The sequence below is a fragment of the Bacillus sp. es.034 genome, assembly GCF_002563655.1.
GTDB lineage: Bacteria > Bacillota > Bacilli > Bacillales > Bacillaceae_B > Rossellomorea.
The window spans coordinates 3,912,907-3,934,233 of sequence record NZ_PDIY01000001.1 but is presented as its reverse complement, the minus strand read 5'-3'; the positions used below and the strand labels follow the sequence as shown (position 1 = coordinate 3,934,233).

Here is a 21,327-nt window from a genome sequence, read left to right as displayed (position 1 = left end):
TGCATTATTTTATTTCCTCAAAGTGGGCCAATGCTCTATTTCTGGCTGCTTTGTGATCAACGAGCGGATATGGATAATCCGTTCCAAGGGTAATGTTTGCTTTTTTCAGCACATCTTCGGGAGCGTCTGAGGGTTTGTGTATATATCGATTTGGGAGTCGGCTTAGTTCAGGGACCCACATCCGTATATATATCCCTTCTTCATCAAACTTTTCACTTTGAAGGGTCGGATTAAAGATGCGGAAGTAAGGTGCGGCATCAAATCCTGAGCCTGCCACCCACTGCCACCCCATTGAGTTGTTGGCAAGGTCTGCGTCAATCAGGGTATCAAGAAACCATTCTGCTCCCCTCTGCCATGGGCTTATTCTCCATATCGAGGAGGGTATGATAGATTCTCCTGACGGAAATGACCCCGAGAGCCAAATAGGGGGACAGGGTGGAATGCAGTCCCATGCCCGGGAAATCTCTACCTTCAGAATAATCATCTAATCTTTTAGTGAGGAATGAGTTCATTCTTTTGAATTTAGCTTCTTCACCAGGGTCCCATATGCTTTCCATCATGTGATACCAGGGGATGGAGGGGAGGAGATCCAAATCGTTCAGGACCATTCCAACGTCTTGAAGATGTGGAACTTCCATCCGTTTAAGCGCTGGAAGGGGTTTAGGGACTTCTTCTTTCCTGAGTGATCGGTAATAAGCTGAATACACCTTATATGGAGTACCGTCATCCTTTTTGATTTTCCAAGGGGGCATAAGAAGGGTTCCCTCGAACGTTTTGATTTGGATTCCTTGAGAAGATAAGGACTCGGCCATCGTACGATCCCTTTGGTAAATGTCAGGGGCGTATATCCGATTCCAGTAAACAGCTTTTGCATTTGTGTTCTTCACCCATTGGGAAAGGACTTCTTCCACGTTCCCTTTATCAAGCCATAGTCTGCCGTTAATCGATTGAAGGGTATGTTGGTAGGTCTCGATATTCCGGTGCAGCCACCACTTCTTTGCTTCGCCTAGGGGGGCTTCCTCATCCAATATATAAAGGGGGATCACGTTCCCTTCCTGGCAAGCTGCATAGAGAGCAGGGTGATCATGAATCCGTAAGTCCTCCCTGATCAGAACGATGATGGGATCCTTCACCTTGATTCCTCCTTTGAAATGATGCTGGTTTCAGCACATGGTTACGTAAATTATTTAACGTATTCTAAGTAGAAGTATAATGAATCATAGATTGGTATTCAAAATTCAATGGGTTGGATAAAAGATGTTTGATTGGGATTGAAAACAGGTATGATATAGGTGTAATATTACACTATAAACAATTAAGGTGTGAAACCATGACAAAAGAAGAAATCATATTAATCATCTCTGATAAACTAAGGTTGGTACGGACAGAGGCGGGGTATACGCAGGATAAGATGGCTACAGTCATAGGGCTATCGAAAAAAACTCTCGTGCAGATTGAAAAGGGTAGGGTGATGGCCAGCTGGACCGCAGCGGTCGCGATTTGTGCATTATTCAAGGATAGTGAAACGTTGATGACCAGTCTTGGTGGAGAACCACTCGAAGTCATCGAGACCATCGCCCGGGAAGGCATTGATTATCGGAAGGAAAAGACACTTGGTGGAAAGATTTGGTGGAAGGATATCAAAAAGACCGACGAATACATTCTTCAACAAAATCTGTTCAGCAAACATTATCGGATACTCGATGCAGAGGATTACCGGATCTATAGCAGCTTTGATGAGGAAAGCAGCCGTAAACGGTTGGATGAATTAACGGTTGATTAGGATACATAATAAAGAGGAGGGACGGACCTTTCAAGGTCCGTCCCTCCTCTTTGTTGATGGTTTACTTTACCACCAGGACACTGGATTCACAGTCTTGTGTGACTTTTTCGCTTACACTTCCGAGTACCCATTTTTTCATGCCGGATTTTCCGCTGCTACCAACGACAACCAGGTCTGCCTGTATTTCCTTGGCGTATTCACAAATGCGTTTCGCTTCTGACCCTGACAGGTGAATGTAGTTGGCATCCACTCCAAGAGGGGAAAGTTTTTCCCTTGCATTTACTAAATACGGGTGAGTGGAAGAAGGTGTCTTGATTTCATGCCTGTCTTCGTCACGGACTTTGTTGTCAGGGGAAACCGATAAATTCCCCATGTACTGGTTATCGAAACCAGGTGACGTATCAGCGAGTGCATGAGTCGGTGTGAAATTGTCACGGGGTTCATTCGCTGTCTTTTCGTCTGAAATATGAAGCACGGTCAGTTTAGAGTCTATGGAACTTTTCATTAATTTCGATACTTCGTCTAATGCTTTTTTACTGCCATCTGTTTCATCGTAAGCTAATAGAATATGTCTATACACGTTAATCACCTCAACATTGGGATACCTGTTGTTTACCCGTTTAAAGAATTTTTAATCTTCTTCGGCAAATTCCCGAGATAGGGTGTGGATTATTCTGAAATAAAAATAAGGAGCAGAATGGGGGGAAGATCCATTCTGCTCCTTCGCTTTCAATAATATAACTCAAATAATTGCAAGAATAATGTTTGGCTGATAGGGTCTCGCTTAAAGCATGCTGATGATCCAGCCAATAACAACAATTGCGCCAATGACCATTAAGATCGTACGTACCATGAAAATCACCTCGACTTATTGTATCGTGAAGAATGTTTTTTGTATCTAACCGGTTAAAGGTAAGATACCCCGTTATCGACTGGTTAAAACATTCTCCCTCTTTTCGTTTAGCCAATTTACTCCTGCAGGTGTTATTTCAGTTCCGATTCTCCCTCTTTGAATGGAAACGTATCCTAAATCCTGTAATTCACTCAATCTTGTCCTGATCTGTTGAACGGAGAGCGGGGTCGGACTTTGTTGGAGGGAAGAATGGATCTTTTCCCTGCTTGCCCTCTCTCCGTTTCCAAAGAATCCCTTTAATGCTGTCAGAATGTTGATATACTCCTGGGATTTAGACATGGTGATTCCCGATGGAGAATAGGTACCGTTAGTTTGCTCTATATCAGTGAAATTATGATCATTTCTCGGTAATTCTTGGAGTGTCAGCCTGTTGTGCCCGGCGACGGTCATCATATATAGGAGTGTATTTTTTAGTTCCCGGATATTTCCCTTCCACGGAGCTTTCTTCATGGCTTCCAATACGCCGCGGTCGATCGTGGTGATTTTACTATGCTCCATACCGAGGAAGTGTTCGATAAGGAGGGGGATATCTTCACTTCTTTCCCTGAGGCTTGGAAGCTGTAAGGATAACACTTTTAATCGATGATAGAGGTCTTCCCGGAGCGTACCTTTAATGATTAAGGCTTGAAGATCCTTGTTTGTAGCAGCGATGATCCGAACATCCACCGGGATATTTTTGTTTCCTCCGATTCTTCTGATTTCCATTTCCTGAAGGACCCTTAGGAGTCTCGCCTGAAGCTTTAAGCTGATATCACCTATTTCATCAAGGAACAGGGTGCCTCCATCGGCTTGTTCGAATAAGCCCTTTTTGCCGCCCTTTTTCGCCCCCGTAAAGGCTCCTTCCTCATAACCGAATAATTCACTTTCCAATAGGTCTTCCGGCAAGGCGCTGCAGTTAACAGCGAGGTATGGACTGTTCTTCCGTGAAGAATCATTGTGCATGGCGCTGGAAAACAGCTCTTTCCCAGTCCCTGTCTCACCGTAAATCAATACCGGCAGCTCGCTTATTGCGAGTTTTTCTGCAATCAACTTTGTGTCGTTAATAAGATGGCTGTTCCCTAATATGCTGTCGAATGTATACTTAGCGATATAACCCCTTCGTTGCAGCTCGCGTTTCCGCACTTTCTCCATTTCAATGGTCTCTTCCATATCTTTGAAAGTAGCGACAATGACACCCTCAGCTTCCAAACGGAAACGATATACCATGACATTCTGCTGTCGAAGGGTGAAGTATTCCAAATCTTCATCCTGCTCCGAGGTCAGAAAATGATTAAGTTCGATGTTTTTAAACACCCTGCTCAATTTCTTACCCTTAGCGTGAGCGGCGGTGATCCCGATCATTCTTTCGAGCACTTCATTGAAGACGGTGATTTCCCCATCCTCCTGAAAGGCGAGGATCCCGTCGTTAACTCCATCGACCACTTTATTTAAAAATTTGTTTAATGTTTTGGCTCGACGGTTGATGGCACCGAGCTTTTGGCTGAGCTCGATGATTTTCCTTGTATAACGATCTGTGATATCAAAGGTCAATCTCTCTGATAACTGAAAGTGATGGATGATTTTCATGATTGTATTCAAATCAATCAGTCTGACGCCTATATCGATTTTTTGGGAAATGGAAGAGGGGATGCTTGCCATCTCCCCTGGAGAAACAGCGGTATCAATTTGTTTCATATTCCCTCCTCCTGATGGGGAGTAGGGAATATAGTCCACATGATCAATCCCGAGACGTTTCAGAGTGGCGACGGCTTCTTGGGCCGTCTCGATGAAATCATTCACATAAAGGATCTTCTTTCCGGGAGGTAACTCAAATATACGGTCTATGTATTCGTAGTTCACCGTGCGGCGTGCTTTGATGATGGTACAGGAATCGAAATCGATATATTCCTGTACTTCAGGGTCGATCAGCGCAGAAGAATATACAATCAGCTCATTTGTGAAAAAGGATGCAATCCCCTCATCACAGGCATAACTGGTAATATGGATCAGTTCGCCAAAAACGGACTGTAACTGTTCCTTCAGGGCTCTCTCTGTTTCCTTTGTGCCGGCTAATAGAATTAATTCACGTTTCATTTGAATCCTCCTTATGGTTAACAAAAGGTTTTTGGTTATCTATATTCTAACCTATTTCAACCATTAGCGGGATTGAAGTTTGTATTTTCAGATAATAATGGATTGGCATGGAACTTGCATGTAAGAAAATGTAGGATATTAATCTGTCAAACGGGGGGAAAAGAAATGGAGAGAGAACAAAAAGCTTGGAAGGTGCCGCATACATTTATCATTGTGTTTTTCGTCGTACTTGCGGCTGCCATATTAACGTATGTCATACCTAAGGGGCAATTTGCAACAGAAGAGATCACGTATATGCAGAATGGGGAAGAACAAACGAAAACAGTCCTGGATCCGGATTCGTTCAGTTATTTAAAAGATGAGGATGGAAACCTGATCAGGGAAGGAACAAGCCTTTTTGAACCTGGTGGGGGGATCGGTCTCCTGAATTATGTATTTGAAGGTCTTGTATCAGGGGATAAATGGGGCTCGGCCGTTGGGGTAGTGGCTTTTATCCTCATTATCGGGGGAGCCTTCGGAATCATCATGAAAACAAGGGCGATCGAAGAAGGGATCTTGAAAGTAATCGATCGGACCAAGGGGAAGGAGTCCCTTATCATTCCGATCATGTTCTTCTTATTTTCATTGGGTGGAGCCGTTTTTGGTATGGGGGAAGAGGCCATCGCGTTTGCCATGATCCTCGTTCCGATCATGATTGCCATCGGATATGATGCCATCACGGGCATCATGATCACGTATGTAGCCACTCAGATCGGATTTGCCACTTCATGGATGAATCCATTTGGTGTAGCGATCGCACAGGGAGTTTCAGGTGTTCCGGTATTATCAGGGGCAGGCTTCCGAATTGCCATGTGGGTTGTCTTCACACTGGTGGGGATCATTTATACTTGGAGATATGCCAATGCGATCAAGAAGGATCCTAAACGAAGTCTTTCTTATAAAACGGATGAGTATTTCAGAAAAGAAGGTAAAGTGGAACAACTAAATGCCAAATTCACTTTGGGACATTTCCTCGTCATCCTTACAGTGGCAGTGGGGATCGCCTGGATCATTTGGGGAGTAGTGGAACACGCCTACTACATTCCTGAAATTGCAAGCCAATTCTTCACAATAGGCTTAGTTGCAGGGGTAATAGGGGTACTGTTTAAATTAAATGGAATGAATTGGGATGATGTAGCGAACGGCTTCATCGATGGTGCAAAAGATCTTCTTCCTGCAGCTTTGGTGGTTGGGATGGCAAAAGGGATCGTCATCATCCTTGGTGGAGACGTACCGGACGCACCATCTGTATTGAACACCGTATTATATGGTGCAGGGCAGGTAGTCGGTGATTTCCCGGAAGCCATCTCTGCATGGTGTATGTATGTATTCCAATCTGTATTCAACTTCTTCGTGGTCTCCGGTTCTGGTCAAGCGGCGCTCACGATGCCGTTGATGGCCCCGCTTTCCGATATCGCAGGCGTCACGCGTCAAGTATCGGTACTCGCTTTCCAACTGGGGGATGGATTAACGAATATCCTGGTTCCGACTTCTGCCGCCCTTATGGGGACCCTCGGGGCAGCCAGGGTCGACTGGGCTGTGTGGGCGAAATTCATCATTAAATTCATGCTTATACTATTCGTCCTATCATCCATCTTTGTCATTACAGCAACGCTCATTGGCTTTTAATCAGCCATCTTCGGGCCAGGCTACATTATGAATAAATAGTGAAAGGGGCAAACATCATGTTAACACTTATACAAAACGGGGAAGTTTATGCTCCAGCATATCTAGGGAAAAAGGATATCCTCCTGGTAGGGGATAAAATAGGATTCATTGAAGACAAGATTGCACTTCCCGGTCAATTTGTGGATATAAAAGTGGTGGATGCAACCGGGAAATATATTGTACCCGGATTCATCGACTCCCACGTCCATATTATGGGCGGAGGGGGCGAAGGGAGCTTCCGGACAAGAACCCCTGAAATCCAATTGACCCAGGCCACTCTCACGGGAATCACCACTCTTGTCGGTGTCATCGGCACAGACGGGACGACGAGGAAGATGGCAAGCCTCATAGCCAAAGCGAAGGGGCTTGAGGAAGAAGGGATAACCTGTTATACGCAAACCGGTTCATACCAGGTACCTTTGAAAACACTTACCGGAAAGATTGAAGATGATATCATGCTAGTGGATAGAATCATTGGTGTGGGTGAAGTGGCGATTGCCGATCATCGCTCATCTCAGCCGACGGTAAACGAATTAGCAAAAATTGCTTCCGCCGCAAGGATCGGAGGGATGCTGTCCGGGAAAGCCGGGATTGTCAATGTTCACGTCGGGGATAGTTATGATCATCTGGACCTGTTGGAAAAGATTGTCGAGACAACGGATATTCCGATCAAGCAGTTCTATCCGACTCATATCAACCGGAATGCCCATCTCTTTGAAGCAGGGATTCAATATGCCCTTAAAGGTGGATATGTAGACTTTACGACGAGTACCATCCCTCAGTTTCTTGAAGATGGGGAAGTGAAATGCAGTAAGGCACTTAAACGCATGCTCGATGCGGGCGTACCGGTGGAACAAATCACTTACACTTCCGATGGACAAGCAAGTCTGCCGAATTTTGATAGTGATGGAGAACTGATCGGACTGCAGATCGGTCAGGTGTCAAGCCTCTATGATGAAGTGAAGGACGCCGTTCTGGTGGAAAACATCCCATTGGAAACAGCAATCAGGGTCATCACCTCGAATCCTGCGAAAATACTGAAACTAAAGCAAAAAGGTCACGTGGAAGTCGAAAAGGACGCTGATCTTGTCCTATTGGATCAGGAAACCCTTGACGTGAATACGGTCTTCGCGAGGGGAAAACTGATGGTGGAGAACGGGGAAGCGATCGTGAAAGGGACATTTGAACAGTGATTGAAAGAAAGAGTAGCCCGGAGCCTTGGTGTTCCGGGCTATTTTTATTGAATTTGAATGATTTGCAGGGGCGCCTAAACCTTATCCGACCCGAGACGGAGGAAAAAACCACCAGGAGCCCCTACTGTCTTTAAGGCTATTTCCATATGATAAAGATAGTTACATAATGATGGGGGACGGATGTTATGAAAAAAATGATTGAAATCTTTAAGAATCCAATATTTTTAAAATTATTCTTCGCAAACTTCACTTCGCATATGGGAAGTGTGATCGGTCTGACGGCGTTTATGTTTTATCTTCTGGATCGATTTTCTGACCAGCCCATGTATGCATCGGTTACGGAAATGATGTATTCACTACCGACTCTTCTCGTGTTTTTCCTTGTAGGCGTGTTCGCTGACAGACTGGACCGCCAAAAAATTGCGTATCACTGTGATACGATCAGTGCTTTTCTCACATTATTATTATTCGGTGCCATCTTTATAGGCTGGCTTCCGCTTATTTTTACGGTTCTCTTCCTGAGAAGCGGTGTCCAGAAATTTTTCTTCCCGGCAGAACAAGGAATCCTGCAGGGTGTACTCTCTAAGGATGATTATTCTACTGCTGCAGGGCTGAACCAAATGGTGATGAGCCTGTTTATGCTACTTGGAAATGCCGTTGCGATCTTTGTCTATTGGACCACCGGGATTTATGGTGCCATTGCGGTGGATTTCATTACGTTTGTGGTTTCAGCGATCTTGATCAAAAAATGTGTCATTCCTGAAGAAGTCAGGCTCCCAAATGGAAAACATTCGTGGAAAGACTTGAACATCCAATCTGTCTCGAAAGACTTTACAGCTGGTATGAAGTATATCCTGAACCATAAGCTCCTTTTATCGTTGATTGGCGGGTTTGTTGTATTCGGAATCGTGAATGGCGGGTTTTCGGTGATTCCTATCTTTATATTGAAATATAAATTGGCTCCCGATTCCTATGAAGAATATTCAATTCTATTAGGGGTTGCCTTCGGGGCAGGAGTCCTGATCGGCAGTATCTTCTCCTCCATGCTCACCCAGAAATTCAAGTTTCATGTATTGATCGTGGCAGGTCTCGTGATATCGGGTACCTTTATCATCGCAGCATCGTTTGCCCCGACCACCTGGCTTTTTCTGATGATCATTTTCATTGCCGCACTCGGATTGCCACTTGTTAACATTGCAATCGGGGGCTGGATGCCAAGTATCATTGACCCTAAGATGATGGGGAGGGTACAGGGATGGATCAATCCACTTATGATGCTCTCACAATCCATCACCCTGGGAGTCATTGCCATGACATTCCCGTCTGTGATCACAGTTGAAATGCTCTACTGGCTCGTCGGAGGCTGCCTCATCACCGTAGCCGTTTTCTACACCATCATCCTTCCTAAATACGTCAAACAAGACCAAACACAATCTGCTGTTTTAAATAGTTAAAGCAATCCCCCTCCCGAATTGGGCAAGATGATTCAGGAGGGTATTTTCATATAATGCATCTCTTTCTTCATTTGAAAATGATGTGGTTTGGAAGGATAGAAAAGAAATTTCCATAACAGATATTAAAAAAAGAATGAAAAAAATATAAAAAAGTATAATCATTTTATGAACGTTTTTTCTTTATATACGTCTTATCAATGAACTCACCTGCCGGGGGATAGAAAGGAAAGTAAAGGATGGAAGAGAAAAAATGGATTATGCAAGCGAAAAAAGGGAACCATGAAGCCTTTGCTCTTCTATTTAGAGAACATTACCCCTTTTTAGTGAAGTATTTGATCAAAGTAACGATGAATCGTGATCTGGCAGAGGAGCTTGCTCAGGACACAATGGCTAAGTGTGTGGAGAAAATCCAACAATACAACGGGAAATCCAAGTTTTCCTCCTGGCTGATCACGATCGCCACAAATCGGTATATCGATCTTCAGCGCAAAAGCAAAAGAGAAAAGGATTGGAAAAGGGAAGAAATGAGTGGTAGAAAGCTCAAGTGGGAAATGGAATCGAGAAACGAAGAGTGGAATGATGCATTAGCCGCACTGGGCCGGCTTTCAGATGAGGTGAGGCTTCCTATTATATTGAAACACTATTATGGATACTCTTACGAGGAGATCGGGCAAATGACTGATCTGCCGCCTGGGACCGTTAAATCCAGGGTCCATCACGGAATTACAAGGATGAGAAAGGAGTTGAAAATAGATGAACAACAAACATGTACATGATGAACTAAAGGAATTGATAGATGAAGGCTTTCGATCCATTGATCGTGGAGTAGAGGAAAGTACTCCGTCTCTGCAATGGTTTGAGCAGTTGGTCGAGGATCAGCAAGAACGGTTAAAAGCAAGATTTAAACGAGATATGATACTCTTTCTTCTTCTAGCTGGCTGCCTACTGACCGTTTTCTCTCTTACTTTGTTTCAAATGCCGATTCTATTTCTTCTCCTTCAGGTTCTCATTTTCGCAGGAGCTTTGATATTTATTGGGTTGACTTATACGAAAAAGGTGAAACGGACATGACAAGAGAAGAGCTTTATATCTTGTTGATTGTCATTCCCCTGCTTTTGGTCCAAAGCATCTATTTATTCATCGATGCACGTAAGAATGGACATCAGTATTGGTTCTGGGGAATTTGGGGACTCATTCAGTGCCCGATGCCCCTCATTTTTTATTTCATATTCGCCAAAAAAGTTTTTAGGAGAAAAGGAAATCAAGTGGAATGATAAGACGGTAGTGAAGTAGAGGAAAGATGGTTCACGAATACAGAAGAAACTCATAGTATATAGAAAATTATCAATAAAAATAATATTGACACAATTAAGGTCCTATAGTATGGTTATTAATGGAATAAAAAACGCTAACGAATGGAGGGTTTGTGATGATGAAAGTGTACGGATCTCAGGGAGCAGCAGCGACTTTTCAAATCAATTTCATATCATCACATGACCAGTAACTCCTTAACGATTTCATATGAATCCACGAGCACAGGTTATGTTTATAATCTGTGCTTTTTTATGTCCATTCATGAAGACGGACGTCTAGATGGCACAACAGATTCAAATTCACCTAACTGGAGAATGCGATTCTGACTGCCCTGTGACGTCCGTCTTTTGTATGTTTAGCGCTTAACGGTGGAACCAAGGGAATCCTTGATCACACATAGATTATCCATTTTTATGAAGGAGGAAAAGATGATGGTAATGGTTCAAATGAAGAAGATGATGTCTGCTGTGGAGACAGAAGGCGGATAGTAAAGAAAGTCAACATGGGGAGGTAGACTGGGATGTTTAGTATTTTTAAGAAATTATCATGGTTCTTTATTGAAAATTGGAAAAGGTATACAATGGCGATCGTCCTCTTGACGATTGTTGGGATCCTTGATGTGATTCCCCCAAAGCTTGTCGGGAATGCCATCGATGACATTCACCTTGGTGCGATGACCTGGGATGTGGTGGGGAAGTATCTCTGGATGATTGCCGGGATTGCCATCATATCGTATGGAATGACGTATGTGTGGATGTATCAACTGTTTGGCGGGGCCTTTCTCGTAGAAAGGAAGCTGCGCAGTAAATTCATGGGTCACCTCTTAAAGATGACCCCGACGTTCTTCGAGAAGAATCGGACGGGTGATTTAATGGCGAGGGCTACGAATGATCTAAAGGCGATTTCGATCACGGCGGGGTTCGGTGTCCTGACGTTGATCGATTCAAGCGTGTTCATGTTAACAATCCTGTTTACGATGGGGTTTCTCATCAGCTGGAAACTGACGATAGCGGCCGTTTTACCTCTGCCGATCATGGCTCTGTTAATGAAGGTATACGGGGCGAGGATCCATAAACGGTTCACAGAAGCTCAGGATGCATTCGGAGACCTGAATGATAAAGTTCTAGAGTCGATTGCAGGGGTCAGGGTCATCCGGGCTTACGTACAGGAAAGGGCAGATGAGAAGCGGTTCGGTGATATGACAGAAGATGTGTATAACAAAAATATCGGTGTTGCGAGGATCGACTCTTTGTTTGAACCGACCATAAAAGTCCTCGTTGGATTAAGTTACTTAATCGGATTGGGTTATGGCGCTTACCTGGTATTCCACCAGAGCATTACCTTGGGACAGCTGGTTTCCTTTAATGTGTATCTCGGGATGCTGATCTGGCCGATGTTTGCGATTGGTGAATTGATCAATGTGATGCAGCGTGGGAATGCGTCCCTCGATCGGGTCCAGGAGACTCTCGGTTATGTCCAGGACGTTCAGGATAGGGAGAATCCTAAAACGATTGATTCCCCCGAACGGATCGGATTTAAGGATGTGGACTTCAAGTATCCTTCATCACAGGTACTGAATCTATCCAACATCAATGTGAACATTCATCAAGGAGGAACTCTTGGGATAGTCGGAAAGACAGGAAGCGGCAAGACGACTTTCATCAAGCAGCTACTCCGTGAATACCCAGCGGGAAGTGGTTCCCTATCGATCGGAGGAATCCCGATTGATGATTTGTCCATTCAGCAGGTAAGGGATTGGATTGGCTATGTCCCACAAGATCATGTTCTTTTTTCCAGGACCGTAAGAGAAAATATATTATTCGGAAAGCATGATGCAACAGAGGAAGATTTGGAAAAGGCGATAGAGCTGGCTGATTTCAAGAAGGACCTCGACATGCTGCCTGATGGGTTGACCACCCTTGTAGGGGAGAAGGGTGTGGCTCTCTCGGGTGGGCAGAAACAGCGGATTTCGATTGCAAGAGCACTCATTAAGAACCCTGAAATCCTGATCCTTGATGACTCATTATCGGCTGTCGATGCCAAGACAGAAGCAAAGATCATAGACAATATACGAACAGAACGTGAAGGAAAAACAACGATTATTACGACTCATCGTCTCTCAGCGGTCCAGCATGCTGACTGGATCATCGTTTTCGAGGATGGGAAAGTGGTAGAAGAAGGGGTCCATGAAGTGCTCCTCGGGAATGGCGGTTGGTATAAAGAACAATTTGACCGCCAACAAGTTGAAGATTCCTCACGAGAGGAGGTGGGCGCATGAAAGTCGGAAGAAAACTAACCGAATATGCCCTGATTTATAAAAAAATCATCATAGCTGCCCTCTTGATGCTCAGTGTATCAGTGGCGGCGGAACTAGCCGGTCCTTTCATAGCCAAAAAACTGATTGATGATCATATTCTCGGGATTGAATCGACCTGGTATGAAACGGTTGAGGGAAAAGAAGCTGTACCTTATGAGGGAACTTGGTATAAGCGTGATCAATATTTCAGTGATGGAGAAACCAAAGGGGAAGACGTCCGTATCCTTCAGGTTGGCAGAGCGTTTTATTTCGTTCCTGCCACCGTTTCCTTTGACGGGGAACGATCGGTGTCATCGGGGGAGATGACGATCACTAAAGGCGGGGAATCAGAAACCTATCCCGCCAAGAAATTAACAGGGGATGAGCTTCTCAAGTTCTATAATCCTGAAATCCCAAGGATCATCCGCTTGATTGCCTTTTATTTCGGCTTGCTTGTGGTCGCGGCCTTCTTCCAATACGGCCAGCGGTTCTACCTTCAGAAGGCGGCAAACCGTGTTATTCAAAAGATGCGTAATGATGTGTTTCAACACATCCAGAAGCTTCCGATCCGTTATTTCGATAATCTGCCGGCAGGGAAGGTCGTTGCCAGGATCACAAACGACACGGAAGCAATCAGGGACCTGTATGTAACCGTACTATCGACGTTCTTCTCCAGTACGATTTATATTATCGGGATTTACATTGCACTCTTTATCCTTGATGCAAAATTAGCGGCCATCTGCTTGATCCTGATACCGATCCTGGTTATGTGGACGTATCTTTACCGTATTTATGCGTCGAAATACAATCATATCATCAGATCGAAAGTAAGTGATATCAATGCCATGATCAATGAATCAATACAAGGCATGAACATCATTCAGGCTTTCAGCAGGGAGAAGAAAACGAACGAAGAATTCGAAGATCTGAACCAAACCCACTACAACTATCAAAATAAGCTGTTAAGCTTAAATTCAATGACCTCCCATAACCTTGTAGGGGTACTGAGGAACATCACCTTCGTAGCGTTCATATGGTATTTCGGAGGAGCATCGATCGGAGTGGGATCCGTTGTCACGCTCGGCGTCCTTTATGCCTTTGTGGATTACATCAACCGGTTGTTCCAGCCGGTGACAGGGATCGTGAACCAGCTTGCCAATCTTGAACAGGCACTTGTGGCGGGAGAACGGGTTTTCCAGCTGCTTGAAGAGACGGGGACCCCTGTTGAAGATGGGAAAATGAGCAGATACGAGGGGAATGTCAGCTTTGAGCATGTATTCTTTGGATATAAAAAGAATGAATATGTATTGAAAGATATTACGTTTGAAGCAAACAAAGGGGAAACCGTTGCCCTGGTGGGACATACGGGTTCAGGAAAAAGCTCCATCATGAATCTGCTTTTCCGTTTCTATGATAGCAATGAAGGGAAAATCAGGATTGATGGAAAAGACATTGTCGATATTCCCTATCAAACGATTCGGGAGCATATGGGAATCGTCTTGCAGGATCCTTACTTGTTCACCGGAACGATTGCTTCGAATGTCAGTCTCGATGATCCTAGGATTACAAGGGAGCAGGTAGAGTCGGCACTCAATGCTGTAGGGGCGGAAAAAGTGTTCAAAAACCTGGAGAATGGATATGATGAACCGGTGATTGAGAAAGGAAGCACCCTTTCATCCGGTCAACGCCAACTGATATCCTTTGCACGTGCACTGGCCTTTAATCCTGCAATCCTGATTCTCGATGAAGCGACATCAAGCATCGATACAGAGACTGAGGCGATCATCCAGGAAGCGATGGAAGTCCTGAAACAGGGCCGGACGACCTTCATCATCGCTCACAGATTATCCACGATCAAGGAAGCCGATCAAATCCTTGTATTAGATCGAGGGGAAATCGTTGAACGTGGGAATCATGATGAATTAATGAAAAGGCTTGGCCGATATTATCAAATGTATCAGCTCCAGCAGGGATCTAAAGATCATCTGGCAGGATAGAAGAGGCAGGGCATCTGACGATAGTAGTCGGATGCTTTTTCTTTTAGAACTTGAAAATATCCTGGTGTGACGGGGAATCATCCATGTGTAAATACAATTTCCTGTTAAGAAAACAGGACTTTCGTGGGATTTTGTCGTTTTAAATCGAATTTCTCCCATTATCAATGTATAATTTAATTGATAAAAAAGTTTCATAAAGGGAGGATCCTATGATGGGATGGGCAATCGCCATTTTATTTGGGTCAGCAGTTGTGCTGCTCATGTTATCGTTTATTAAAACGACACAAACCAACTCGAAGCTTGAGCAACAGATAGAACATGTATCCATTTCTGTATTGAACGAGGTTCATGAACTCGAGAAGCAGTTGCGAAACATACAATTGGATGCAGAGATTACAGCCCAGCAGGCAGGAGCTGCACCTGCAGCATCCGAGGAGCGCGAATTGCTCCGTGAGATGCTTGATTTGTATAAAAGAGGTTATTCTGTTGAAAGTATTGCAGGGAAAACAAAGCTCAAGCCTAATGAAGTGGAGCGTATGCTTGCGCCATTTATGGCTCAAAAGGCTGAAAGGGGCTTAGTGGCACAATGACATTGACATCGAATTCATTGCGGAGCTTTGCTGGGGGGATTTTGATCGCCACCTCTTTGATAGGGGCTGTGTATCTATTCGGTCCTTCGGAAGCAAGTAGTACCGGAAAAGAAGAACCTGCTGAAGTGCAAAAACTGTCAGAGGATGAAATGGTGAAGAAGCTGACTTCAAAAGGCTATGTCATACATACAGAAGACCAATGGAACAAGCAGCTGAAAGCCATGAATGAAAAGCAGGAAGAAGCATCGGATAAGAAAGATGACGGCAAGGTTGTCTACAAAACGATGCTCACCGTTTCTACAGGTATGACAAGTATCGACGTAGGAAATGCTTTGGAAAAAGCCAATATCATAAAAGACGGGTTGGATTTCTATAAAGAGGTAGAAAAACGGGGGCTTGAGAACGAGCTGCGCCCAGGTACCTTTGACGTCGAAAGTGGAATGAGCACGGATGAAATCATTTCTGCTATCTTCAAATAATAGGAAAACGGGACTGACATTCAGTCCCGTTTTTTTTTATCCCATACACTTAGTAACAGATGCCAACCCGGCTTTTAATGAAGGACAGGTCTGACAGTTGTTTATATATGAAATCTCCTGTGTCATACATGGAAATGCTGCTACCGCCTTCTGGTAGTACATCTCTTTCCGTTCGGTAATTACCGAGCCGTTCTCCATCCGGCAAATAGGTAGGGCAAACGATGGTCCAGTCCATATCGGATGCCTGAAGCATGAGAAAGGCCCTTAGGTGATCTTCCGCAGCTGTTGTGCTCCTGCGTTTCGATTCACTCGACTGAAAACGGTAAAGACCATCATCCGTACGCGCCCGGAGAATGCCCGCCGTCCCGCACGTGATGATTCGTTTCACTCCATAGTTTCTCATGGCTTTTAACAGGATTGGCATGCTTTTTGTGAGGACATCCCCCTTATCTGTATTCAGGCAGCTGATCACGGCATCTGAGCCTTCGATGGTCTTCATCACATCTTCTTCGTTCAACACATCTCCGATTATTTCCGTACCTGGAACGTCTTGTCCGCTGCCTCTCCGTACCAATCGATTTACTTCATGTTCTGACACAGCCCGTTGGAAGACTACGGAACCAACCCGGCCCGTGCTCCCGAATAAAGCAATTTTCATATCATGCCCTCCCATTTTCTTATAAAAATAGTGTATCTTATAATCGGAAATTTTTACATGTTTGTGTATTCAGGGATACATACTAAAGATATGAAGAAAAAATCTTGAAATGAAACTTTTATGTTGACTTATTTCTGGTAACGTTTTATGATGACATTCGTAACAAATTTAAATCCGATAAGAATAGTGGGGGTTTTACAATGAAAAAATGGAAATTATCCATCATCATGCTAATCGCCTTATCAATGGTATTAGCTGCATGTGGGCAATCTAAAGATAAAGAAGAATCAAATGCTGATTCGAAAAAGACATCCCTTTACGATAAGGTTAAGGAAGATGGCGAATTACTTGTCGGGACGGAAGGTACATATCCTCCTTTCACATTCCATGACGAATCAGGAAAACTGACCGGGTTTGACGTAGAAATCACCCGTGAAATAGCGAAGCGTCTTGGTGTCGAAGTGAAATTCCAGGAAACGCAATGGGATGCAATGTTTGAAGGTTTGAATTCCAAGCGTTTCGATATGATCGCAAACCAGGTGGGAATTCGTGAAGACCGTGAAAAGAAATACGATTTCTCTAAACCATATATCGAATCAAGTGCCGTAGTGGTCGTGTCAAAAGACAACAAGGATGTCAAAGCATTTGAAGATATCAAAGGGTTGACTTCAGCTCAGTCACTGACAAGTAACTATCGGGATATCGCTGAAAAGAACGGTGCCAAGATCCAGGGTGTAGAAGGGTTATCACAATCAATCCAGCTACTTGAACAAGGCAGGGTGGACGTGACCGTGAACGATAAAATTTCGATTCTTGATTACCTGAAGAAACAACCGAACGCCAAAGTCAAAATCGCTGCTGAAGCGGAAGATGCGGGTCAAAGCGGTTTCATGTTCCGTAAAGGGAACGACAAACTGGTTGAAGAAGTAAACAAAGCGTTAGAGGAAATGAAGGAAGACGGTACGTACAAAGAGATTTCTGAGAAATGGTTCGGAGAAGATGTATCTCCTAAGTAGCATATACCAGGATCCTGAAGCAATGATTGATATTTTACAAAGCTCCCTGCTTCCAATGTTAGAGGGGGCTTTGTATTATTCTATCCCTCTGACGCTGATTTCTTTTGCTTTAGGTATGATTCTGGCTGTACTCACTGCTCTTGCACGTCTATCAAATGTATCGATCTTACGGGGTATTGCCCGATTTTATGTTTCGGCGATACGGGGCACGCCTTTACTCGTGCAATTATTTATCATATTCTATGGGTTACCTACTCTAGGAATCAAATTTGATCCATTCCCATCAGCTATCATTGCCTTTTCATTGAACAAAGGTGCGTATTCTTCAGAAATCGTCCGTGCGGCGATTCAATCGATTCCAAAAGGCCAATGGGAAGCGGGATATTCGATCGGCATGACCTATTCACAGGCGTTAAAAAGGATCATCCTGCCCCAGGCGACGAGAGTATCGATTCCACCATTGGCCAACTCATTCATCAGTCTAGTGAAAGATACATCCCTTGCTTCCTTGATCCTAGTAACAGAAATGTTCAGAAAAGCCCAGGAAATCGCTGCAACGAATTATGAGTTCCTGCTTATGTATATGGAAGCAGCCGTACTTTACTGGATCATCTGCTTTATATTATCAATCATACAAGGCCGCATCGAGAACAGGCTGGACCGATATATTGCGAAGTAATTTAAAAGGAGATTGAATATGATTTCCATCAAAGGATTAACGAAACGATTTGATCAGTTAGAAGTCTTAAAGGGAATGAACGTAGAAGTCGATAAAGGACAGGTAATCGTCCTGATCGGACCTTCAGGCTCCGGGAAGACAACTTTCCTCCGTTGTCTGAATGCCCTTGAAATCCCGAATGAGGGGACCGTTTCAATAGGAGGAACGGCGGTAGACTTCACGAAGAAAGCCTCCAGGCAGGAGCTTCTTCAACTAAGAAGAAAAACCGGGATGGTATTTCAAAATTATAATCTGTTCCCCCACATGACCGCTCTTGAGAACGTCATGGAAGGTCCTACGGTCGTACAAAAGCGTAACAAGGGGGAAACAAGAAAGAAAGCCATCGGGCTGCTTGAAAAAGTGGGCCTCGGTGATAAGGTCGATTACTATCCATTCCAGCTTTCAGGTGGGCAGCAGCAGAGGGTCGGCATCGCAAGGGCTCTCGCAATCGAGCCGGAAGTGATGCTCTTCGATGAGCCAACCTCTGCACTCGATCCCGAACTGATAGGTGAGGTGCTCAAGGTCATGAAAGACCTTGCTGAAGAAGGGATGACGATGGTCGTCGTGACACACGAAATGAGGTTCGCGAAAGAAGCGGCCGATAAAGTCATTTTCATGGATGGGGGCTATATTGTCGAAGAAGGCTCTCCACAGGAAGTATTCGAGAACCCGACGAATGAACGGACGAAGCAATTCCTTAACTTAATACAATAAAGTGAGAAGGTGAATGGGACATGGGCTCATTCATCTTTTTTTAGATTTTGTTCATATAGTCAGCTGACGTTAATAAACTTTTCAGAAAAAGGTTAGAAGGGACGTTTTAGTGGAAATATGGTAGTAGTTGGATCATTTACAGGGAGGAATGACAATGGAATACCGTATTGAACGTGACACAATAGGAGAAATGAAGGTGCCGAAGGAAAAATATTGGGGGGCCCAGACTCAAAGGAGTAAGGAAAACTTCCAGATTGGTACCGAGAAGATGCCCATCGAGGTTACATATGCCTTTGCACAGTTGAAGAAGGCGGCTGCAGTCGTCAATCATTCGCTTGGAAAGCTTTCTGAAGGGAAGAGGAAGGCGATTGGAAAGGCCTGTGACGAGATTTTGGAAGGGGCGTGGGATGACCATTTTCCCCTGGTCGTATGGCAAACGGGAAGTGGGACACAGTCCAATATGAATGTAAATGAAGTAGTGGCTTATCGTGCCAATGAACTTCTCGGTGAAAACGGCTCGGAGGAGAGGGTTCATCCCAATGATGATGTGAACATGTCTCAAAGTTCCAATGATACATTCCCGACTGCCATGCACGTAGCGGCGTATCAGGAAATCGAATCCAAGCTGTTTCCCGTGCTTCAGGAATTCATTGCAACACTGAAAGAGAAAGAAAAGCAATTTCAGGATATTATAAAAATCGGCCGAACCCATCTCCAGGATGCCACGCCGTTAACTCTTGGGCAGGAAATAAGCGGATGGCGCTCCATGATGGAAAAAACCTATAGCATGACAAGAGAAAGTGTACAGCGTTTGGTCAACCTTGCCATTGGGGGAACAGCAGTAGGAACCGGGATCAATGCAGATCCGACCTTTGGCAGCAGGGTTGCTGCACAATTAGAAGTACAGACAGGCATCAAATTCGTTTCATCTGATAATAAGTTCCATGCCCTGACATCCCATGATGAAGTCGTGTTCGTCCACGGTGCCATCAAGGCATTGGCAGCGGATCTAATGAAAATTGCGAATGATGTCAGATGGCTTTCAAGCGGACCACGAAGCGGCATAGGGGAAATGACGATACCTGCCAATGAACCAGGCAGCTCCATCATGCCGGGGAAGGTGAACCCGACACAAAGCGAGGCTGTGACGATGGTTGCCACACAAGTGTTTGGAAACGATGCGGCCATAGGCTTTGCCGCAAGTCAGGGGAACTTCGAACTGAATGTATTCAAACCGGTCATCATTTATAATATGCTGCAATCCGTAAGGCTGCTTGCGGATGGGATTAAGTCCTTCAACGACAAATGCGTGAAGGGTTTAGAGGCAAATCGGGAGGTCATTGAAGACTTTGTGCAAAGGTCACTCATGCTCGTCACCGCCTTAAATCCCCACATTGGATATGAGAAGGCGGCAGAAATTGCGAAGAAGGCCCATCAGAACGGGTCCACATTAAAAGAAGCAGCCCTCGAGTCAGGTTACTTGACAGAAGAACAGTATGATAAATGGATTGATCCCGCAGCCATGGTCCATAATAAATGATGGAAAGCCCGGACTTGATATTTATTTAAGACATAATGAAACTCCCGGCCTAAAGACCGGGAGTTTTATCCATTCATATTAACTTACTGATTATTTTTGGTACCCGCCACCGATTTGTTGTTCAGCCATTTGAACCAGGCGTTTTGTGATTTCTCCACCTACAGAACCGTTAGCACGAGCTGTTGCATCAGGTCCTAATTGTACGCCAAATTCAGAAGCGATTTCGTACTTCATTTGGTCGATTGCTTGTTGAGCTCCTGGAGCTACTAGTTGGTTAGATGAATTGCTGCGAGATTGCTGCTGTTGCATAATCTGTCATCTCCTTAAAATGTATATGATTTTTTTGGTTGGGTTAGCTGGAATTGCACCAGCCCGCTATTCCATGAGCGACCATCTTATTATGGTATAACCCATCGGGTGGGGTTTAGTGAAGGCTTGTTTCTGCCTTGTTACTAGGTATTATGGTTTCTCTGAAGGATTATATTCAAGGGGATGACAGGGAATTTATTCCTATTAAATCCCTGCAAGTTTTCTACATAAATCACCTTGAATGTAAAAAGGATAACACTATACAAAGATTTAGATTGAAAGTATGGTGACACATCATGAAAGCTTGCGCGTTATGTAACGGGATCGTTGAATACAGGGGACTTTGCAGTAAGTGCGGGGACTCGACAAAGGATCAGGGTAGATATTATGATTTTTACGATGAGTATAGTGCGTATATGGATATTCAGCACGTGCAATTAGCCGACGGCATTCCGAATAGCAGCTGCTCTGATACTTGTCTTCATCTTTTTACATGCATCCGGTGTGGGGAAGAAGAAGGCAAAAGTATAGACCTGACGGAATTTTAATAAAAAATGGCGCACCCTGCTTTCG

Annotated in this window: 20 protein-coding genes and 2 pseudogenes; 16 read left to right on the top strand and 6 right to left on the bottom strand. The window is 44.3% G+C overall.

From position 1 onward, the window contains the following. Nucleotides 1-4: 4 nt before the first annotated feature. Together ATG71_RS24120 and ATG71_RS24115 are read right to left on the bottom strand one after the other, a co-directional pair. A pseudogene (locus ATG71_RS24120) lies at nucleotides 5-587 on the bottom strand (FAD-binding domain-containing protein); the annotation flags it as partial. Nucleotides 588-662: 75 nt separating this feature from the next. Next, nucleotides 663-1,133, bottom strand: a pseudogene (locus tag ATG71_RS24115) (deoxyribodipyrimidine photo-lyase); the annotation flags it as partial. 197 nt (nucleotides 1,134-1,330) lie between these two features. Between ATG71_RS24115 and ATG71_RS20015 the strand changes: the two are divergent. Further along, nucleotides 1,331-1,783 (top strand): helix-turn-helix transcriptional regulator, encoded by a 453-nt coding sequence (locus tag ATG71_RS20015; protein WP_098441174.1) that lies wholly within the window; start codon nucleotides 1,331-1,333, stop codon nucleotides 1,781-1,783. 61 nt (nucleotides 1,784-1,844) lie between these two features. Here ATG71_RS20015 and ATG71_RS20010 read toward each other — a convergent pair whose 3' ends face one another. Further along, entirely contained in the window at nucleotides 1,845-2,363 is a 519-nt protein-coding gene (locus ATG71_RS20010; protein WP_179886589.1) for a universal stress protein, read from the bottom strand. Nucleotides 2,364-2,708: 345 nt separating this feature from the next. Next, complete coding sequence (locus ATG71_RS20005) at nucleotides 2,709-4,769, bottom strand: sigma-54 interaction domain-containing protein (RefSeq protein WP_098441172.1); 2,061 nt, start codon at nucleotides 4,767-4,769, stop codon at nucleotides 2,709-2,711. Nucleotides 4,770-4,934: 165 nt separating this feature from the next. Between ATG71_RS20005 and yfcC the strand changes: the two genes are divergently transcribed. The 10 genes from yfcC (at nucleotide 4,935) to ATG71_RS19955 (ending at nucleotide 15,799) form a co-directional block, all read left to right on the top strand. Then, complete coding sequence (yfcC, locus tag ATG71_RS20000) at nucleotides 4,935-6,437, top strand: putative basic amino acid antiporter YfcC (protein WP_098441171.1); 1,503 nt, start codon at nucleotides 4,935-4,937, stop codon at nucleotides 6,435-6,437. Between the two features lie 56 nt (nucleotides 6,438-6,493). Beyond that, nucleotides 6,494-7,669 (top strand): beta-aspartyl-peptidase, encoded by a 1,176-nt coding sequence (gene iadA, locus ATG71_RS19995; RefSeq protein WP_098441170.1) that lies wholly within the window; start codon nucleotides 6,494-6,496, stop codon nucleotides 7,667-7,669. A gap of 185 nt (nucleotides 7,670-7,854) precedes the next feature. Then, nucleotides 7,855-9,123 carry an MFS transporter gene (locus ATG71_RS19990; RefSeq protein ID WP_098441169.1) on the top strand — a complete coding sequence of 423 codons (1,269 nt, stop codon included), beginning with the start codon at nucleotides 7,855-7,857 and terminating at the stop codon, nucleotides 9,121-9,123. A 236-nt stretch (nucleotides 9,124-9,359) separates the two neighbouring features. Further along, nucleotides 9,360-9,899, top strand: a complete 540-nt coding sequence (sigY, locus tag ATG71_RS19985; RefSeq protein ID WP_098441168.1) for an RNA polymerase sigma factor SigY — start codon at nucleotides 9,360-9,362, stop codon at nucleotides 9,897-9,899. After that, nucleotides 9,877-10,194: a YxlC family protein gene (locus ATG71_RS19980; protein WP_098441167.1), complete on the top strand. Its 318-nt coding sequence runs from the start codon at nucleotides 9,877-9,879 to the stop codon at nucleotides 10,192-10,194. Before sigY ends, ATG71_RS19980 begins: the two co-directional genes overlap by 23 nt. Further along, the gene (locus ATG71_RS19975; protein ID WP_098441166.1) at nucleotides 10,191-10,397 is read left to right on the top strand and encodes a sigmaY antisigma factor component; all 207 of its coding nucleotides are present in this window, start codon (nucleotides 10,191-10,193) and stop codon (nucleotides 10,395-10,397) included. Before ATG71_RS19980 ends, ATG71_RS19975 begins: the two co-directional genes overlap by 4 nt. Nucleotides 10,398-10,957: 560 nt before the next feature. Next, nucleotides 10,958-12,715 carry an ABC transporter ATP-binding protein gene (locus ATG71_RS19970; RefSeq protein ID WP_098441165.1) on the top strand — a complete coding sequence of 586 codons (1,758 nt, stop codon included), beginning with the start codon at nucleotides 10,958-10,960 and terminating at the stop codon, nucleotides 12,713-12,715. Next, nucleotides 12,712-14,730, top strand: coding sequence for an ABC transporter ATP-binding protein (locus ATG71_RS19965; RefSeq protein WP_098441164.1), 2,019 nt, complete (start codon nucleotides 12,712-12,714; stop codon nucleotides 14,728-14,730). Before ATG71_RS19970 ends, ATG71_RS19965 begins: the two co-directional genes overlap by 4 nt. Before the next feature lie 209 nt (nucleotides 14,731-14,939). Beyond that, on the top strand, nucleotides 14,940-15,320 hold the full coding sequence (locus tag ATG71_RS19960; RefSeq protein WP_286163078.1) for a hypothetical protein: 381 nt from the start codon (nucleotides 14,940-14,942) through the stop codon (nucleotides 15,318-15,320). Continuing rightward, nucleotides 15,317-15,799, top strand: coding sequence for a hypothetical protein (locus ATG71_RS19955; protein ID WP_286163077.1), 483 nt, complete (start codon nucleotides 15,317-15,319; stop codon nucleotides 15,797-15,799). The genes ATG71_RS19960 and ATG71_RS19955 overlap by 4 nt, the downstream gene beginning before the upstream one ends. A gap of 49 nt (nucleotides 15,800-15,848) precedes the next feature. On the opposite strand, the gene ATG71_RS19950 is transcribed toward ATG71_RS19955, so the two are convergent. Then, nucleotides 15,849-16,457, bottom strand: a complete 609-nt coding sequence (locus ATG71_RS19950) for an NAD(P)-dependent oxidoreductase (RefSeq protein ID WP_098441162.1) — start codon at nucleotides 16,455-16,457, stop codon at nucleotides 15,849-15,851. 200 nt (nucleotides 16,458-16,657) lie between these two features. On the opposite strand from ATG71_RS19950, the gene ATG71_RS19945 reads away from it, so the two are divergent. From ATG71_RS19945 to fumC, 4 genes are all read left to right on the top strand, one after another. Next, nucleotides 16,658-17,473 (top strand): amino acid ABC transporter substrate-binding protein, encoded by an 816-nt coding sequence (locus ATG71_RS19945; RefSeq protein WP_098441161.1) that lies wholly within the window; start codon nucleotides 16,658-16,660, stop codon nucleotides 17,471-17,473. After that, entirely contained in the window at nucleotides 17,457-18,152 is a 696-nt protein-coding gene (locus ATG71_RS19940; protein WP_060670532.1) for an amino acid ABC transporter permease, read from the top strand. Before ATG71_RS19945 ends, ATG71_RS19940 begins: the two co-directional genes overlap by 17 nt. 18 nt (nucleotides 18,153-18,170) lie before the next feature. Then, complete coding sequence (locus tag ATG71_RS19935) at nucleotides 18,171-18,905, top strand: amino acid ABC transporter ATP-binding protein (RefSeq protein WP_098441160.1); 735 nt, start codon at nucleotides 18,171-18,173, stop codon at nucleotides 18,903-18,905. A 154-nt stretch (nucleotides 18,906-19,059) separates the two neighbouring features. Continuing rightward, complete coding sequence (fumC, locus tag ATG71_RS19930; protein WP_098441159.1) at nucleotides 19,060-20,445, top strand: class II fumarate hydratase; 1,386 nt, start codon at nucleotides 19,060-19,062, stop codon at nucleotides 20,443-20,445. 90 nt (nucleotides 20,446-20,535) lie between these two features. Here the strand turns inward: fumC and ATG71_RS19925 are convergent, their stop codons facing one another. After that, nucleotides 20,536-20,754 carry an alpha/beta-type small acid-soluble spore protein gene (locus ATG71_RS19925; protein WP_034763234.1) on the bottom strand — a complete coding sequence of 73 codons (219 nt, stop codon included), beginning with the start codon at nucleotides 20,752-20,754 and terminating at the stop codon, nucleotides 20,536-20,538. A gap of 296 nt (nucleotides 20,755-21,050) precedes the next feature. Between ATG71_RS19925 and ATG71_RS23170 the strand changes: the two genes are divergently transcribed. Then, nucleotides 21,051-21,302, top strand: a complete 252-nt coding sequence (locus ATG71_RS23170) for a hypothetical protein (RefSeq protein WP_142953499.1) — start codon at nucleotides 21,051-21,053, stop codon at nucleotides 21,300-21,302. The last annotated feature ends 25 nt before the right edge of the window (nucleotides 21,303-21,327 follow it).

Bases quoted from the DNA above. Each gene is read 5' to 3' on its own strand.
- ATG71_RS23170 (WP_142953499.1), top strand. From the start codon at position 21,051: ATGAAAGCTTGCGCGTTATGTAACGGGATCGTTGAATACAGGGGACTT.
- ATG71_RS19990 (WP_098441169.1), top strand. From the start codon at position 7,855: ATGAAAAAAATGATTGAAATCTTTAAGAATCCAATATTTTTAAAATTA.
- iadA (WP_098441170.1), top strand. From the start codon at position 6,494: ATGTTAACACTTATACAAAACGGGGAAGTTTATGCTCCAGCATATCTA.
- ATG71_RS20005 (WP_098441172.1), bottom strand. From the start codon at position 4,769: ATGAAACGTGAATTAATTCTATTAGCCGGCACAAAGGAAACAGAGAGA.
- ATG71_RS19970 (WP_098441165.1), top strand. From the start codon at position 10,958: ATGTTTAGTATTTTTAAGAAATTATCATGGTTCTTTATTGAAAATTGG.
- ATG71_RS19980 (WP_098441167.1), top strand. From the start codon at position 9,877: ATGAACAACAAACATGTACATGATGAACTAAAGGAATTGATAGATGAA.
- ATG71_RS19955 (WP_286163077.1), top strand. From the start codon at position 15,317: ATGACATTGACATCGAATTCATTGCGGAGCTTTGCTGGGGGGATTTTG.
- ATG71_RS20015 (WP_098441174.1), top strand. From the start codon at position 1,331: ATGACAAAAGAAGAAATCATATTAATCATCTCTGATAAACTAAGGTTG.
- ATG71_RS19945 (WP_098441161.1), top strand. From the start codon at position 16,658: ATGAAAAAATGGAAATTATCCATCATCATGCTAATCGCCTTATCAATG.
- ATG71_RS19975 (WP_098441166.1), top strand. From the start codon at position 10,191: ATGACAAGAGAAGAGCTTTATATCTTGTTGATTGTCATTCCCCTGCTT.
- ATG71_RS19940 (WP_060670532.1), top strand. From the start codon at position 17,457: ATGTATCTCCTAAGTAGCATATACCAGGATCCTGAAGCAATGATTGAT.
- sigY (WP_098441168.1), top strand. From the start codon at position 9,360: ATGGAAGAGAAAAAATGGATTATGCAAGCGAAAAAAGGGAACCATGAA.
- ATG71_RS19935 (WP_098441160.1), top strand. From the start codon at position 18,171: ATGATTTCCATCAAAGGATTAACGAAACGATTTGATCAGTTAGAAGTC.
- ATG71_RS19965 (WP_098441164.1), top strand. From the start codon at position 12,712: ATGAAAGTCGGAAGAAAACTAACCGAATATGCCCTGATTTATAAAAAA.
- fumC (WP_098441159.1), top strand. From the start codon at position 19,060: ATGGAATACCGTATTGAACGTGACACAATAGGAGAAATGAAGGTGCCG.
- ATG71_RS19960 (WP_286163078.1), top strand. From the start codon at position 14,940: ATGATGGGATGGGCAATCGCCATTTTATTTGGGTCAGCAGTTGTGCTG.
- ATG71_RS19925 (WP_034763234.1), bottom strand. From the start codon at position 20,754: ATGCAACAGCAGCAATCTCGCAGCAATTCATCTAACCAACTAGTAGCT.
- ATG71_RS19950 (WP_098441162.1), bottom strand. From the start codon at position 16,457: ATGAAAATTGCTTTATTCGGGAGCACGGGCCGGGTTGGTTCCGTAGTC.
- yfcC (WP_098441171.1), top strand. From the start codon at position 4,935: ATGGAGAGAGAACAAAAAGCTTGGAAGGTGCCGCATACATTTATCATT.